The 14,913-nt window shown below is 66.8% G+C and carries 14 protein-coding genes; 5 read left to right on the forward strand and 9 right to left on the reverse strand.

Annotation, left to right across the window (positions count from 1 at the left end; all coding sequences use genetic code 11):
- Positions 1–84 precede the first annotated feature (84 nt).
- Positions 85–1,074, forward strand: coding sequence for a tripartite tricarboxylate transporter substrate-binding protein (locus WKW79_RS10300; protein WP_340335047.1), 990 nt, complete (start codon positions 85–87; stop codon positions 1,072–1,074).
- A gap of 105 nt (positions 1,075–1,179) precedes the next feature.
- Here WKW79_RS10300 and WKW79_RS10305 read toward each other — a convergent pair whose 3' ends face one another.
- Complete coding sequence (locus tag WKW79_RS10305; protein ID WP_422823859.1) at positions 1,180–3,300, reverse strand: PQQ-dependent dehydrogenase, methanol/ethanol family; 2,121 nt, start codon at positions 3,298–3,300, stop codon at positions 1,180–1,182.
- Between the two features lie 138 nt (positions 3,301–3,438).
- Here WKW79_RS10305 and WKW79_RS10310 point away from each other — a divergent pair, with 138 nt between their 5' ends.
- Positions 3,439–4,701 (forward strand): helix-turn-helix domain-containing protein, encoded by a 1,263-nt coding sequence (locus WKW79_RS10310; protein ID WP_340335048.1) that lies wholly within the window; start codon positions 3,439–3,441, stop codon positions 4,699–4,701.
- Positions 4,702–4,752: 51 nt separating this feature from the next.
- Here WKW79_RS10310 and WKW79_RS10315 read toward each other — a convergent pair whose 3' ends face one another.
- The 7 genes from WKW79_RS10315 to WKW79_RS10345 all read right to left on the reverse strand — a co-directional run bounded on the left by WKW79_RS10315 (position 4,753) and on the right by WKW79_RS10345 (position 10,913).
- Entirely contained in the window at positions 4,753–5,910 is a 1,158-nt protein-coding gene (locus WKW79_RS10315) for an ROK family transcriptional regulator (protein ID WP_340335049.1), read from the reverse strand.
- Between the two features lie 11 nt (positions 5,911–5,921).
- A complete protein-coding gene (locus WKW79_RS10320; protein ID WP_340335050.1) occupies positions 5,922–6,701 on the reverse strand; it encodes an ATP-binding cassette domain-containing protein in 780 nt (259 codons plus the stop codon).
- A gap of 1 nt (position 6,702) precedes the next feature.
- A complete protein-coding gene (locus tag WKW79_RS10325) occupies positions 6,703–7,890 on the reverse strand; it encodes a sugar ABC transporter permease (RefSeq protein WP_340335051.1) in 1,188 nt (395 codons plus the stop codon).
- A 247-nt stretch (positions 7,891–8,137) separates the two neighbouring features.
- Entirely contained in the window at positions 8,138–9,160 is a 1,023-nt protein-coding gene (xylF, locus tag WKW79_RS10330; RefSeq protein ID WP_340335052.1) for a D-xylose ABC transporter substrate-binding protein, read from the reverse strand.
- Between the two features lie 213 nt (positions 9,161–9,373).
- Complete coding sequence (locus tag WKW79_RS10335) at positions 9,374–9,856, reverse strand: c-type cytochrome (RefSeq protein ID WP_340335053.1); 483 nt, start codon at positions 9,854–9,856, stop codon at positions 9,374–9,376.
- On the reverse strand, positions 9,853–10,476 hold the full coding sequence (locus tag WKW79_RS10340) for a TetR/AcrR family transcriptional regulator (RefSeq protein ID WP_340335054.1): 624 nt from the start codon (positions 10,474–10,476) through the stop codon (positions 9,853–9,855). Before WKW79_RS10340 ends, WKW79_RS10335 begins: the two co-directional genes overlap by 4 nt.
- Entirely contained in the window at positions 10,473–10,913 is a 441-nt protein-coding gene (locus WKW79_RS10345) for an ester cyclase (protein ID WP_340335055.1), read from the reverse strand. The genes WKW79_RS10340 and WKW79_RS10345 overlap by 4 nt, the downstream gene beginning before the upstream one ends.
- Before the next feature lie 250 nt (positions 10,914–11,163).
- On the opposite strand from WKW79_RS10345, the gene WKW79_RS10350 reads away from it, so the two are divergent.
- Entirely contained in the window at positions 11,164–11,943 is a 780-nt protein-coding gene (locus WKW79_RS10350) for a crotonase/enoyl-CoA hydratase family protein (protein WP_340335056.1), read from the forward strand.
- Position 11,944: 1 nt separating this feature from the next.
- Here WKW79_RS10350 and WKW79_RS10355 read toward each other — a convergent pair whose 3' ends face one another.
- Positions 11,945–12,703: an SDR family oxidoreductase gene (locus WKW79_RS10355; RefSeq protein WP_340335057.1), complete on the reverse strand. Its 759-nt coding sequence runs from the start codon at positions 12,701–12,703 to the stop codon at positions 11,945–11,947.
- A 115-nt stretch (positions 12,704–12,818) separates the two neighbouring features.
- On the opposite strand from WKW79_RS10355, the gene WKW79_RS10360 reads away from it, so the two are divergent.
- Together WKW79_RS10360 and WKW79_RS10365 are read left to right on the forward strand one after the other, a co-directional pair.
- Positions 12,819–13,742, forward strand: a complete 924-nt coding sequence (locus tag WKW79_RS10360) for a LysR family transcriptional regulator (protein ID WP_340335058.1) — start codon at positions 12,819–12,821, stop codon at positions 13,740–13,742.
- Between the two features lie 112 nt (positions 13,743–13,854).
- Positions 13,855–14,871 (forward strand): Bug family tripartite tricarboxylate transporter substrate binding protein, encoded by a 1,017-nt coding sequence (locus WKW79_RS10365; RefSeq protein WP_340335059.1) that lies wholly within the window; start codon positions 13,855–13,857, stop codon positions 14,869–14,871.
- The last annotated feature ends 42 nt before the right edge of the window (positions 14,872–14,913 follow it).

Below are 14,913 nucleotides of genomic sequence, written 5' to 3' on the forward strand. Positions count from 1 at the left end.
GATACACAGGTTTACAGGGAATATCGCGAGGGGTCAGCCGATGGTCAGTCGATAAGATCGCCGTTTTTGGCCATAGGGACACCCATGAAGCAACTGCTCGCCTTCACCGCCATCGCCGCCGCTGCGGTCACCGCCACCTTGCCCGCGCAAGCCCAGAACTTCCCCGATGGCAAGCCCATCACCATCATCGTGCCCTTCGCCGCCGGCGGCCCAACCGACCGTGTCGCACGCGACCTGGCCGAGGCCATGCGCAAGCCCCTCGATGGCGTCAGCATCATCGTGGACAACGCGGCCGGCGCCGGCAGCACCATCGGCAACGCCAAGGCCGCCCGCGCAAAAGCCGACGGCTACACCCTGCTGCTCACGCACGTGGCCATGGCCACGACACCGGTGCTCTACCGCAAGCTGCCCTACAACTACGAGACCGACTTCGAGTACCTGGGCATGATCAACGACGTGCCCATGACCGTCATCGGCAAGCCGCAACTGGAAGCGAAGAACTTCAAGGAACTGCGCGACTGGATCGGCAAGCAAGGCGGCAAGGTCAACCTGGGCAATGCCGGCATCGGCTCGGCCTCGCACCTGTGCGGCCTGCTGTTCCAGAGCGAGCTGAAGGCCGACATGACGCCCGTGCCGTACAAGGGCACCGCGCCAGCGATTGCCGACCTGATCGGCGGCCAGATCGACATCCTGTGCGACCAGACCACCAACACCACCAGCCAGATCGAGGCCAAGAAGGTCATTCCCTACGCCGTGACCACGTCCAAGCGACTGACCACCCCGGCGCTGAAGGACATCCCGACGCTGGACGAGTCGGGCATGAAGGGCTTCCAGGTCACGATCTGGCACGGCCTGTACGCACCCAAGGGCACGCCGGCCCCGGTGCTCAAGAAGATCAACGACGCACTGAAGGTGGCGTTGAAGGACCCCGAGTTCATCAAGAAGGAAGAAGGCCTGGGTGCCGTGGTCGTCAACGACAAGCGCATGGAACCGGCGGAGCACAAGAAGTTCGTGCAGGCGGAAGTGGCACGCTTCGGGCCGGTGATCAAGGCTGCCGGGCAGTACGCCGACTGATCGCCGTCGACACTCGCTGATCCATTGAAAAAGCCGCCGCAGCCCTCGGGCCGCGGCGGCTTTCTTGCGGGCAAGCCATGGGCCGCCCGCTGAAGCACCGGATGCTTACTTCGCCATCGAAGGCCTCACCGCATCCGCCGTGCCCTGGATGAATGCCTTGATGGCATCGATGTCCCCCATCGACAGCTTGCCCGTGAAGTCCGGCATGCCGCGGTCCGTCGCCGGGCCCTTCAGGATGAACTTGTCGAGGTTCTCGATGTACGCCGCGTCAAGGTAGGCGAGGTTGGGGATGGCGCCGCCGCGATCCACCGCAGGCACGCCGTGGCAGGCCAGGCAGTTGGCCACGTAGAGCAGCGTGCCGGCCTGGACCTTGGCAGGGTCGTACTTCACGCCCGCTACCAGCTTGTCGACCTTCTTCTGCACGTAGTCCGGGACCTTGGCCGTGCCGCCCACCGCAAAGGTGTAGACGGTGCCCGGCGCCTGCTGGTCGGTGTAACGCTGGACCATGCCGAAGTTCCCGCCCCAGCCCACCGCCACGGAGACGTACTGCTTGCCGTCGACCATGTAGGTCACGGGCGCGGCCAGCACGCCGGTGCCGACCGGTGAATCCCAGAGCTTCTCGCCGGTCTTGGCGTTGTAGGCGACCAGGCGGCCATCGACCGTGCCCTGGAACACCAGGTTGCCGGCCGTGGTGAGCGTGCCGCCGCTGCCCGGCCCCACATGCTCCACGCCCCAGGCTTCCTTCTGCGCGATCGGATCCCAGGCCACGAGGCGGCCTGACGGCTTGCTCTTCGGTTGCTCGACGTTCAGGAGTTCAGCCGTGTTCCAGCCCGTCCCGGATTGCGGACGGCCCGGCGCGGCCTCGTTGAACTTCCAGGTCTTGTCATCCATGATGTTCAGCGGGATGTTCTGCTGCGGGATGTAGGCCAGCCCGGTCTGCGGGTTGAACGACATCGAGTGCCAGTTGTGGCCGCCGTACGGGCCCGGGATGGAGTCGCGCGGCTTGCTGCCGTCGCGCGCGCCCGGGATGTCGATCGGCCGGCCGTTCTTGTCGTAGCCGGAGGCCCAGTTCACCTCGGTGAAGTTCTTCGCGGAAATGAACTTGCCGTTGGTCCGGTCGATGACGAAGAAGAAGCCGTTCTTCGGCGCGTGCAGGATCACCTTGCGCTGCTTGCCGTCGATCTTGAGGTCGGTGAGGATCATCGGCTGGGTCGAGGTGTAGTCCCAGTTGTCGCCCGGGGTTTCCTGGTAGTGCCAGACGTACTTGCCGGTGTCAGGGTTCAACGCGACGATGGACGCGAGGTAGAGGTTGTCCCCTCCCTTGGGGCTGCGCGCCTTGTGCGACCACGGCGAGCCGTTGCCGGTGCCCACGTACATCAGGTTGAGGTCCGGGTCGTAGGTGATCGAGTCCCATGCGGTGCCGCCGCCGCCATGTTCCCAGTACTTGGCCGAAGGATCCCAGGTCTTGGCGGCCTTGGCCATGGATGCGTCTTCGAAGGGCTTGGACGGATCGCCCGGCACCACGAACCAGCGCCACTTCTGCGCACCGGTCTTGGCGTCGTAGGCCGTCACGAAACCGCGCACGCCGAAATCGGCGCCGCTGTTGCCGATGACGACCTTGCCCTTGATCACGCGCGGCGCGCCGGTGATGGTGTAGTTGCCCTTCTGGCCTTCCACCGTGTTCTTTTCCCAGACCATCTTGCCGGTGGCCGCGTCGATCGCGATCAGGCGGCCATCGAAGGCGCCGAGGAAAATCTTGCCCTCGTACATCGCCACGCCACGGTTGACCGCGTCGCAGCAGCCCTTGTAGGCCTTGGTCTTGTCGACCTTGGGGTCGAAGGTCCAGAGCTTCTGGCCGGTGCGCGTGTCGATGGCGTGCACCACGCTCCAAGTGGCGGTGACGTACATGATGCCGTCGACGACCAGCGGCGTGGCTTCGACGCCGCGCGTGGATTCGAGGTTGTAGGTCCAGGCCAGGCCCAGTTGCTTGACGTTGCCGGCATTGACCTGGTCCAGCTTGCTGAAGCGGGCCTCGCTGTAGTCGAGGCCGTAGCTGGGCCAGTCGGCGGTCTTGCCCGCGCCGTTGGCGCGGATGAACTTGCTGTCGACACGCTTGGTGGCGTCGAGTCGGGCTTGCGTGCCTGGGTCTGTTGATTGCGCCTGGGCGATGGAAGCGCCCATGCCAAAGAACACCGCGAGTGACACCGCGGCGGCGAGTTTTTTCATCGATTGGTCTCCTGCATGAATCTCAAGGATCTTGAGATTTCGTTTCTTATTCACCTTCGGGTAATCCCGGAAGGCTCCCCTGTTCCAATTGGGAACATATCACAGAGTTTTTCGAGTCGATCGACGATGCCGCTATACATGCAATCAGCAACTACTGCGCCGTTGCAACTATTCACGAACACAAGGGTGCAGCGCGTGGCGCTGGCACGCAGGCAGTTCTTCGAGGAAGGGGTGCGTCCCTCCGGCTTGGTCGGCGAGGCCGTGCTCCAGTCGTGGATGCGTTGCAGCCGCAACCACAGCGACACGCATCGGCCGGTGCGGATCGAGCCGGTCAGCGGGAGCCGGCTGCATTCCGCGCTCAGGCGCAATCGCCAGTTGCTCGATGCCGCCCGTTCCGAGCTGTCGGCCATGGAAGACGCGCTGGGCGGCATCGACTGCCGCGTGGTCCTGACCGATCCCTCTGGCGTGGTGCTGCACGTCACCCATCGCCATGCGGGTGCGCACCAGGCGGTGCTGGGGCGCAACTCGCGCGTGGGGGTCAACATCTCCGAGCAGGTGATCGGCACCAGCGCGGCCGGCATCGTGGCCGCCACCGGCCAGGCCTGCGCCGTGGTGGGCGGGGAGCATTACTTCGAGGCGTTGAGCCAGATGCATTGCGCAGCCGCACCTGTGCGCGATGTCCATGGCCGCTTGGCAGGCGTGCTCGACCTCGTGACGGAAGTCCGGCATTTTCCTTTCGATGCGGCTTCGCTGGTGGCGCTGCATGCCACGACCATCGAGAACACCTTGCTCCAGGTGCAATCGAATGACCACCTGGTCCTGTGCTTCCAGGCCAGCCCGGCGCTGCTCGGCACGCCGCTCCAGGCGCTGGCCGGCATTTCCAGCGATGGCACTGTCGCCTGGCTCAACGATGCCGCCAGGCGGCTTGTCGGCGGGTCGGCGGAGGGCGAGCGCGATGTCGAACAGCTGTTCGGCCTGGACCTGGCGAGCCTGCTTCGGCTGGCTCGCCAACCCACGGCGCAATCGCTGCGGCTGGCCAACGGCCTGGGCGTCTGGGTGCGAGCCCGACTGTCGGCGGCGGACGGCATCGACTTCCGGCATGCCATCGCGCTTGGCGGGGAGTCTGCGGCACCGGGTGAGGCCGAATGCCCGAACGGGAACTCCGTCGCGCCTGCGCAGGAGCCGGAGGCGGTCGCGCAATTGGCGCACGAAGAAGCTGCGGCCAGCGACACCGGCAATTCCGGGACCTTGCTCGAACGCAATCGCAAGCTGATCGAGGCGACCCTGGCAAGTTGCGGCGGAAACCTGTCGGAAGCGGCCCGGCAATTGGGGGTGTCGCGCGGCACGCTGTATCGGCGCCTGCGGGGGACGGAGGCAACGCACGCGGCTCAGGGCCGGTAGACGCGACTGCCGGGTGCGGTCGCGTCTGGCGCGTCCCGCTTCGGCTCAAGCTCAGCGCACCGCCAGATGCGGGCTGGCCCGCTCGCGCCGCTCTACCGTGTTGGGATGCATCGGCCGCAGATAGTCGTGCAGGGCCAGTGCCGCCGCGCCCACGGCCGGCGCCAGCAGTCCACGCCGCGCGCCGCGCACCACGGGCGGCGGCATGCCGGCCGCATCGGCATAGCGATGCACCGTCTCGATGGCGCTCTGCAGGAACGCCGGATGATGGATGCAGGTGGAACCGCCGACCACGATCGCGCGCGGGTCGAAGGTGATCCACAGGTTCTGCAACAGCACGCCGAGCATCTCGCCCGCGCGACGGCCGTCGTCCGCCTTGTTGCCCAGCATGCGCGAGCCGAAGAAGGCCTCGGCGCAACCGCGCCGGCCGCAAGAGCACAGGGGCCCGTCGGCTTGCAGGATGGTGTGGCCGATCTCGCCGGCCATGCCCTGCGCACCGGTGAAGAGGCGATCGTTCAGCACGATGCCGGCGCCCACGCCCACATCGCAATCGACAAAGATCAGCGGGTCCTCGCCCTCGCCGTCGCAGAACTCGTATTCGCCGAGCGCGGCCACATCGGCTTCGTTCTGCAACTGCACCGGCACGCGCGGCAGGCCGGCCGCGGCGAAGGCCTCGGTGAGCAGCGGCAGCAGGTCGAGGCGGCGCCAGCCCAGGTTGGGCGCGAACAGAACGATGCCGGTCGCGTCATCGACCGCGCCTGGCACGCCCACGCCGATGCCGGTGATCTCGAGCCCGCGCGCCGCGATCTCGTGCCAGGCCTGTGCGCACATGGAGGCCGCTTGCGCGCAGGCGGCCGTCGGCTCCGTGCTGTGCAAGGGCTGCGCGTCCGACCGCAGCACCGTGCCGAGCAGCGATACACACACCACGCGCATCGTTTCCACGCCGATCTCGATGCCCACCAGCGCACGCACCTGGTCGTTGATGGACAAGGGCGTGGACGGCCGCCCGAGTCCGTCGACCACGGCCGCATCGGATTCGGTGAGCCAGCGGTCCTCGATCAGTTCGCGCACCAGGCCGCTCACCGTCGACTTGGTCAGCCCGCTCTCGCTGGCCAGCCGCGCCCGCGACAGCCCCGGTCGCGCACGCAGCAGCCGCAGCAGCACGCTGCGGTTGATGCGCTTGAGCAGTTGCTGGTCTCCGATCGTTTTCATATCCAGGTTGATCAAGCGTGTTCGGCCTGTGGTTTGCCCTCGGGCCGCTTGCCCGCAATGATCATCCCCAACACCTCGTCCTCGGTCACGTCCGCGGTGCGATACGTGCCCACCAGCTTCCCGTTCTTCATCACCGCCAGGCGATCACTCAGGCCGAACACATCGGGCATGTCGTGCGTGATCAGGAAGATGCCGACGCCATCGGCCTTGAGCTGCTTGACCAGCCCGCCGACCATCGCCGTTTCCTCCGGCCCGAGGGCCGCGCAAGGCTCGTCCATGATCAGGATGCGCGCATTGAAGTACAGCGCCCGCGAGATCGCCACCACCTGCCGCTGCCCACCCGAAAGCCCGCGCACCGGCACGCGGATGTTGGTGAAGTTCTTGTTGAGCCGGTTGAACACCTTGCGCGCCGCGCCTTCCATGAAGTGGTCGTCGAGCGTGCGCCACGGCGTGAGCTTCTCGCGGCCGAGGAACAGGTTCGACACCGAGTCCAGGTTGTCGGCCAGCGCCAGCGTCTGGTAGATGGTCTCGATGCCCTGTGCCTGCGCTTCGGACGGCGTGCGGATGTGGACCTTCTCGCCCGCGATGATGGTGTCGCCCGAGTCGATCGGATACGCGCCCGCGAGCATCTTCATCAGCGTGGACTTGCCCGCACCGTTGTGGCCCAGCAATGCCACCACTTCGCCGGGATAGAGGTTGACGCTGACATCGTCCACCGCATGCACGCCACCGAAGGCCTTGCGGATGTTCTTCAGCTCGACCAGCGGCTTGGATTTGTCGATCGATGCCATTTCAGCGGTCTCCGAATTTCTTGCGATAAAGGACGTCGAACACGACGGCAATGATCAGCACCTGCCCCACGATCACCATGCGCTTGCCGATCGCCACGTCCAGCAGCAGCATGCCGCTGTCGAGCGATTGCATGATCAGCGCGCCCAGCACCGAGCCGAAGATCGTGCCGCTGCCGCCGGCGAGCGCCGTGCCGCCGATGACGGCCGCCGCGATCACGTACAGCTCCATGCCCGTGCCCAGCGAATTGGTGCCCGCGTTGAGCCGCGCGATCGACACGATCGCCGCGATGGTCACCAGCACCGCCAGCAGCGCGAACAGCATCAGCGTGACGCGCTTGACCGGAATGCCCACCAGTTCCGCCGCATCCGGGTTGCCGCCCATCGCGAACACGTAGCGCCCGAAGCGGGTGCGGTGCACGAGGAAGGACAGCACGATCGCCACCGTCGCCCAGATCAGCACCGGGATCGGGATGCCCTGCGCCTCCGTCTTCGACGAGATCTGGTAGTTGTTCATCGCCCAGGCGAAGGCGGCCAGCACCAGGATCGGCACTGCGGTGAACATCAGGTCGATCGCGATCGGCTCGGTCGGCATCTCGTAGCGTTGCAGCGCCTTGCGCTTCTGGACCATGCGAAACAGCAGCACCAGCGCAACGATGCCCGTCAGCACCCAAGTCGCGCTGACGCCGATGCCGCCGTCATAGCCGCCGCCCAGCGTCTGGAAGAACTCGTCGTTGACCGGTTGCGTCTTGCCGTCGGCGACCAGGAAAGCCGCGCCGCGGAAAGACATCAGCCCGCCCAGCGTCACCACGAAGGACGGCACGCCCAGCACCGCCGTGAGCCAGCCCTGGTAGATCGACACCAACAATGCCACCGCCAGGCCCGCCAGGCATGCGGTGGGCCAGGACCAGCCCGAGGTGTATTGCAGGTAAGCGATCAGCACGCCCACGAAGCCCATCACCGAGCCCACCGACAGGTCGATGTGCCGCGCCACGATCACCAGCACCATCACCGTCGACACGATGCCCACCACCGCCGTCTGCTGCGCGATGTTGTAGAGGTTCTCGGGCGAGAGAAAGACCCCGCCCGACAGCACGTTGAAGACGACGCCCATGGCGATGAGAAGCACGCTCATGAGGATCAGCCGCAGGTCGACGCCGCTGCGGCGCCAGATCGGCAAAGGTTTGGTCATTTGGATTGACTCCCATCAAGAAGGATTGAGACCAGGGTCCGGGGACGGACGCTGCGCGGTATCGGCGGCAGGTGCTCGTTGCGAGGCCGTTGCCCTCACCCCAACCCTCTCCCAGGGGGGAGAGGGAGTGAAATCGCCAAAGCCCTGTGCCGAGTTAAATCGCGTGAAACACCGCGGAACCGGCTTTGCCGGGCCGCTGGTGTTGCCCCCTCGAGGGGGTGCGCCGCAGGCGCTTCAGGGGTGGGCGTTACTTACAGGCGGCAGGGGCCTTGTCGCCCGACACACCCTTGCACAACTCAGCCTTCTTGATCCAGCCAGCCTTCACCACCACGTCCAGGTTGTCCTTGGTGATCGGCACCGGCGTCAGGAAGCGCGATTGCAGCGCAATCTTCTTCTCGCCCTTGTCCCACGAGGTGGCCTTGTCGACCGGCTTGCCGGCGGCCAGCGCCAGGGCGGCATCGGCGGCTTCCTTGCCGAGTTCGCGCGAGTCTTTCCAGACCGACACCGTCTGCGTGCCCAGCGCCACACGGTTGAGCGCGGCGAAGTCGGCGTCCTGGCCCGACACCGGGATGCCCTTGATGCCCTTGGCGGTCAGCGCCGCGACCACGCCGCCGGCCGTGCCGTCGTTGGCCGCCACGACCGCGTCGACCTTGCCGCCGGCCTTGGTCAGGATCTGTTCCATGTTCTTCTGCGCGACTTCGGGCTTCCAGCCTTCGGTGTACTCGTCGCCGACGATCTTGATGTCGCCCTTCTTCACGGCGGCGTCGACCACCTCTTGCGCACCGGCGCGCAGGAAGTTGGCGTTCGGATCGGTCGGCGAGCCCTTGATGAACACGTAGTTGCCCTTGGGCGCGAGCTTGAACACTTCGCGGGCCTGCATGCGGCCGACTTCCACGTTGTCGAAGGTGATGTAGAACACGCCCGGCGCCTCGATCAGGCGGTCATAGGCGACGACCGGCACCTTCTGGCGCACGGCCTTGGTGACGGCCGGCAGGATCGCGTCCTTGTCCATGGCCAGCACGATCAGCGCCTTGGCGCCCTTGGCCATCAGGCCCTCGATGTCGCCGAGCTGCTTTTCCGGCGAGCCACCGGCATCCGCGCTGATGTACTTGGCGCCGTGCTTTTCAAGTTCCGCCTTGATGGCCGCCTCGTCGGTCTTCCAGCGCTCTTCCTGGAAGTTGGACCAGCTCACGCCGACCACGGTCTGGGCGCAGGCGCCGAAAGCAGCCAGGCCCAGGGCCACGGCTGTGAGAGTGCTCTTGAAGTGCATGTGGAAGTCTCCGCTTGAGGAAGTTGGTAAGTCACCGCTCAGTGATTAGTTCGGCTGACAAACTAACTATCCCATTGCCCGGACTTTTTGCACATCAGGGTATGCCCGAGGGCCGCCGTCCTCTCCGAAAGGGTGTCTCGCATGGCGCCGATCCGACCTCAGGCTCGGCGCGAGGGCGCCGCCGACCGATCCCGCCAGCGCCAACGCCCACCACTACTGCGGAAACTGGATCACCGGCCCCGCCGCCTTTGTGCCCGGCGGCACATACGCCGGTGCCGGCGCACCCGCCGTCCCCAGGGAACGGGTATAGGCGTAGATGGCCTTGAGGTCCGCATCGGTCATCGCGCGCACGTTGAACCACGGCATCGGCGGGCGAGGCTCCATGTTGCGGGCGTGCAGCAGCCATTGCTTCTCGCTCATGCCGGCCAGCAGCAGGCGCAGGTTGGTCGGATAGGTGGTGCCCCACGGGCCGGCCCAGCCCAGTGCATCCCCGGTGAGCCAGAGCTTCTCGTCAACCTTGCCGTTCTGCGGCGCGTAGCCGGGCGTGTGGCAATCGTTGCAGCCGCCGATCTGGACCAGGTAGCGTCCGCGCGCCAACTGGCCGGCCTTGGCCGACGCGGCGGTTTCGGCCAGGGCGACCGTGCAGGCGCTCGCGAGCAGCAGCGCAGCGATGGATGGCATGAGCGTCTTCATCATGGGGACTTCTCCTCTTTGGGGGTTGGCAAAGCAGCGTTGACCAGGGCACGAATGGCCCATCGGCGGACCTTGCGCGCCTCGGCATCGTCCAGGCGCAGCACGTCCTTGAAAACGATCATGGATTCCGTGCCCATCACCAGTGCCAGCGCGTGCTGGAGGTTGCGCAGGCCGGCGGGGCTGAAGCGCGCACGCGTGGGGCCGAGCGCCGCCTCGATCAGCGGCGAGCGGCGGTTCTGGCGCGCGGGCAACTGGGGGTCGACCTCCCCGCGCGCACTGCGCGCCAGCGACTGCGCCAGCATCATGCGCAAGGGCACTTCGTTGGCCGCCATCATCGCGTGCAGCGCGTCGTCAATGCGCTCCAGCCGCGCGATCGGATTGCCCGGCGGCACTCCGGCCAGCACCTGATCGGCCTGCGGCGTGTCGATGTCGATCGAGGCCTCCAGGTACAGCGTCTCAATCTTCGGAAAGTAGCGGTACGCCGTGGCGCGCGACACCAGCGCCTCTGCCGCGACCTCCTCCAGCGAGGGTCGGTCGCCCTGGCGCATGAGTTCCGATGCGGCTTGCAGCAAGGCCTGCCGGGTGCGCTGCTTCTGCTGGTGCCGCAGGTCCGGCGGCGTCATGCAGCGACGGCGGTTTCGTCCTGCGGCAGTTGCTGCAAAACGGCGGCCATGTCGATCCACACGTTCTCGCGCTTGATCTGGCCTGCATCGGTGAACTCGACCACGTGCAGCAGCCGGAAGCTCAGCGGCCGGCCGTGCCCGTCCAGGCCGAAGGGCCGCCCGGGCGCCTTGCCGCTCCACAGCGAATCGTCGACCATGAAGTTGTCGCCGTACAGGCGGCGCAGCGACTTCACCTTGCCGTCGGTGAGATCCGCGAACAGGGATTCATAGAAGGGCCGCGCGGCCTCGCGCCCATGGCTCGGGCCGGTGGGCCAGCCGACGATGTCGTGCTCGACGGTGGGCGCCAGCGTGGCCAGCACGCCGGCCACGTCGTCATGGGCCTCGAAACCGAAATGCTCGTCGAGCTTGCGGTCCATCTCTGCGGGGGTGAGCGACATGGGAACTCCTTTCAGGCTGGAAAGAGGCTCCCTGCTCGTGAGATCAAAATCTCATGACAAGAATGCTAGATCGCGAACATGCGTTTGCGAAGTGAACTGCGTCACTCCGGCGGGGCGCGAAATTCCACCTCGGGCTGGCAGTCGGATGCATGGACACCCGCTCAACAAACCGGCGCGAGCTACGATTTGTGGACACCTCCATTCACGTCACTTCAACGCGCCGGCCAGGCGCATCCGGGAAAGCGCCGCCATGTCACTCGTCACCTTCGATGTCGATGCAGGGATCTGCATTATCACGATCAACCGCCCGGAGAAGCGCAATGCCGTCGATGGCCCCACGGCCCTTGCGTTGCGCAACGCGTTCGAGCGCTTCGAGGCCGAGCCGGACCTGCGCGTGGCGATCCTGACGGGTGCCGGCGACAACTTCTGCGCTGGCGCCGATCTCACGGCGGTAGGCGACCCCGCGCTGCGCAACGAACTGGACCCGGACGGCGGCGGCAAGGGACCGATGGGCCCGTCGCGCATGGCACTGTCCAAGCCGCTGATCGCGGCCATCAGCGGCTACGCAGTGGCCGGCGGCCTGGAGCTCGCACTGCTGGCCGACCTGCGCGTGGCGGATCCGGACGCGGTCCTCGGCGTCTTCTGCCGGCGCTGGGGCTTCCCGCTGATCGACGGCGGCACGGTGCGCCTGCCGCGCATCGTCGGCATGGCGCGCGCACTCGACCTGATCCTCACGGGCCGCCCGGTGGACGCGCCGGAAGCGTTGGCCATGGGGCTGCTCAACCGCGTCAGCACCGCCGGCAAGGCGCTGGCCGAAGCCAAGGCACTGGCCCGCGACATTGCGGCCTTCCCGCAGCAATGCATGCTGACCGACCGCCACTCGGCTTACGCGCAATGGGACTTGCCGCTGGCGGAAGCGCTGCGGCAGGAAGGCGCGCGCGGCGTGCCGATCGTCGCGGCCGAAGGCAAAGCCGGCGCCGAGCGCTTCGCCAAGGGCGCAGGGCGCCACGGAAACTTCAGCGGCAATTGACTCAAGCCCCGAAGCCCCCGTCGATCGTCAGGCTCGCCCCCGTCACATAGCCCCCGTCCGGCCCGGCGAGGTACGCCACCATGCCGGCGATGTCTTCGCCCTTGCCGAAGTGCGGAATCGCCATCATCGAGCGCAGGCCATCCGCGTTCGGGCCGTCAGCCGGGTTCATGTCGGTGTCGACCGGGCCGGGCTGCACGTTGTTGATCGTGATGCCGCGCGGGCCAAGGTCGCGCGACAGGCCCTTCACCAGGCCGGTCAGCGCCGCCTTGCTCATCGCGTAGGCGCTGCCGCCGGCAAAGGGCATGCGATCGGCGTTCGTGCTGCCGATGTTGATCACCCTGCCGCCCTGCGCCATGTGCGCGGTCGCGGCCTTCGTGGCGACGAACACGGCCCGCACATTGACCGCCAGCGTACGGTCGAAATCTTCCACAGAGAACTGGTCGACCGTTCCGAGCAGCAGCACGCCGGCGCTGTTGACCAGGATGTCGAGGCGGCCGAGATCGGCGGCAACCTTGTCGATGCCTGCGGTGAGCGCAGCGGCATCGGCGCTGTCGATGCGCACGGCCTGGGCGCGACCGCCGGCGGCTTCGACGCTGCGCACCAGTTCATCGGCGGGCGCTTGCGACGCGGCATAGCTGAAGACGACGTTGGCGCCGTCGGCGGCCAGCCGGCGCACGATGGCGGCGCCGATGCCGCGCGATCCGCCGGTGACGAAGGCGACCTTGCCAGCGAGCGGGAGGGAGTTTGCAGAGGTGGTCATGAGGATCTTTCGAAGGGAATGTGTTGAACAGGCCTTCAGTTTCGGGATTTCCACCTGTTCCCGGTAGCCATCAAAAACATCAATGACTTGCAACCACGGGTTGAAAATGGCGGCCATGGAACCGCTCAGCCATCTCGAATCCTTCGTCCAGAGCGCCGAGTCCGGCAGCTTCTCCGCCGCCGCCCGGCGCCTGGGCCTGACGCCGGCCGCCGTCAGCAAGAACGTCGCGCGGCTGGAGGGCAGCCTGGGCGTGCGGCTGTTCCAGCGCAGCACGCGGCGCCTCGCGCTCACCGAGACTGGCGAGGCCTTCCTCCGCCAGGTGAGCGGCGGCCTGGCCACCCTGCAGGACGCACTGGCCAGCGTGGCCACCGTCGGCGGCCAGCCGGCCGGCACGCTCAAGGTCAGCATGGGCCAGGCTTTCGGCCGCGCCTACGTGGTGCCGCTGCTCGGCGAATTCCTCGCGCGCTACCCGGCCGTCGTCCCCGACTGGCATTTCGACAACCGCCAGGTCGACCTGATCGGCGAAGGCTTCGACGCGGCCATCGGCGGCGGCATCGAGCTCTCGCCGGGACTGGTGGCGCGGGAACTGGCGCGCGTCGACGTGGTGGCGGTGGCGTCGCCGCGCTACATGGCGGGTCGGGCCTCGCCAGTGCACCCCTCGGACTTGGCAGCCCTCGACGGCATCGTGCGGCGCTCGTCGCCGACCGGGCGTGTGCGCAGTTGGACCTTGCGCAACTCGGCCGGCGACGAAGGCGCTGCCGATCTGCGCGCGCGCATCGTGTTCAGCGATCCGGAGGCCATCGCCCAGGCCGTGCGCATGGACCTCGGCGTGGCACTGCTGCCGATGCCCTTTGCCGCACCCGGCCTGGCCAACGGCGAGTTCGTGCGACTGCTGCCCGGCTGGGCCGCAGACATGGGGCAGTTGTCCCTGTACTACCCGAGCAAGAAACTATTGCCAGCCAAGACACGCGTGTTCGTCGATTTCATGGTGGAGCGCTTCCGCGAGGCCGGCTTTGCGGCGCGGATGAAAGGTCGTTGACCATCGACCGGGCCGCCAGCACCGCTTGGGTAACTACGGGCAACGGATCGCTCGCTTCGCGCTTACAACGAGCGCGATGACTTTCCCGCAACCCACTTCCTCGAAAGCCGGCATGACCTTCCACTCCAAGCCGAATCGGCGCACCGCCCTGGCCGCCACCGCAGCAGCGGCCCTGCTGCTGCTCGCGGGCCCCGCCGCCGCGCAGGACAAATGGCCCAGCAAGCCGGTGCGCATCGTCGTGCCCTTCGCGGCGGGCGGCACCACCGACATCCTGGCGCGCGCCGTGGCGCCCGAGCTGTCGAAGGCCTTCGGCCAGCAGTTCATCGTCGACAACCGCGGCGGCGCCGGCGGCAACATCGGCGCCGAGGTCGTGGCCCACTCGCCGCCCGACGGCTACACGCTGCTGATGGGCACGGTCGGCACGCACGGCATCAACCGCGCGCTCTACAACAAGCTTCCCTACGACCCGATCAAGGACTTCGTGCCGATCACGCTGGTCGCCGCCGTGCCCAACGTGATGGAAATGAACGCCGACAAGGCCAAGGAGATGGGCATCAAGAATGTGGCCGACTTCATCAAGTACGCCAGGAGCCATCCGGGCAAGCTCAATATGGCGTCGAGCGGCAGCGGCACCTCGATCCACCTGTCGGGCGAGCTGTTCAAGAGCATGACCGGCAGCTTCATGACGCACATCCCGTACAAGGGCTCCGGCCCGGCCTTGATGGACATGGTGGCCGGCAATGCCGACGTGATGTTCGACAACCTGCCCTCGTCGATGCAGCAGATCAAGTCCGGCAAGCTGATCGCGCTGGCGGTGACGAGTTCGAAGCGTTCCGCCGCGCTGCCCGACGTGCCCACGATCGAGGAGGCCGGCGGCCCGGCGCTCAAGGGCTACGAGGCCAGTTCGTGGTTCGGCCTGCTCGCACCGGCCGGCACACCGCCCGAGATCGTGAACCGCGTCCAGCAGGAAGTCGCCAAATCGCTGAACACGCCGGCCATCAAGGAAAAGATGCTGGCCCAGGGCGCCATCCCGAGCGGCAACACGCCGGAAGAATTCGCCAAACTGATCGCGAGCGAGCACACCAAGTGGGCGAAGGTGGTGAAGGATTCGGGCGCGAAGGTGGATTGACCGCCGGTTCTGGTCGAAAACGGCACCGTAACTTGATTGCAA

The organism is Variovorax robiniae (genome assembly GCF_037889955.1).
GTDB classification, from domain to species: Bacteria; Pseudomonadota; Gammaproteobacteria; order Burkholderiales; family Burkholderiaceae_C; genus Variovorax; species Variovorax robiniae.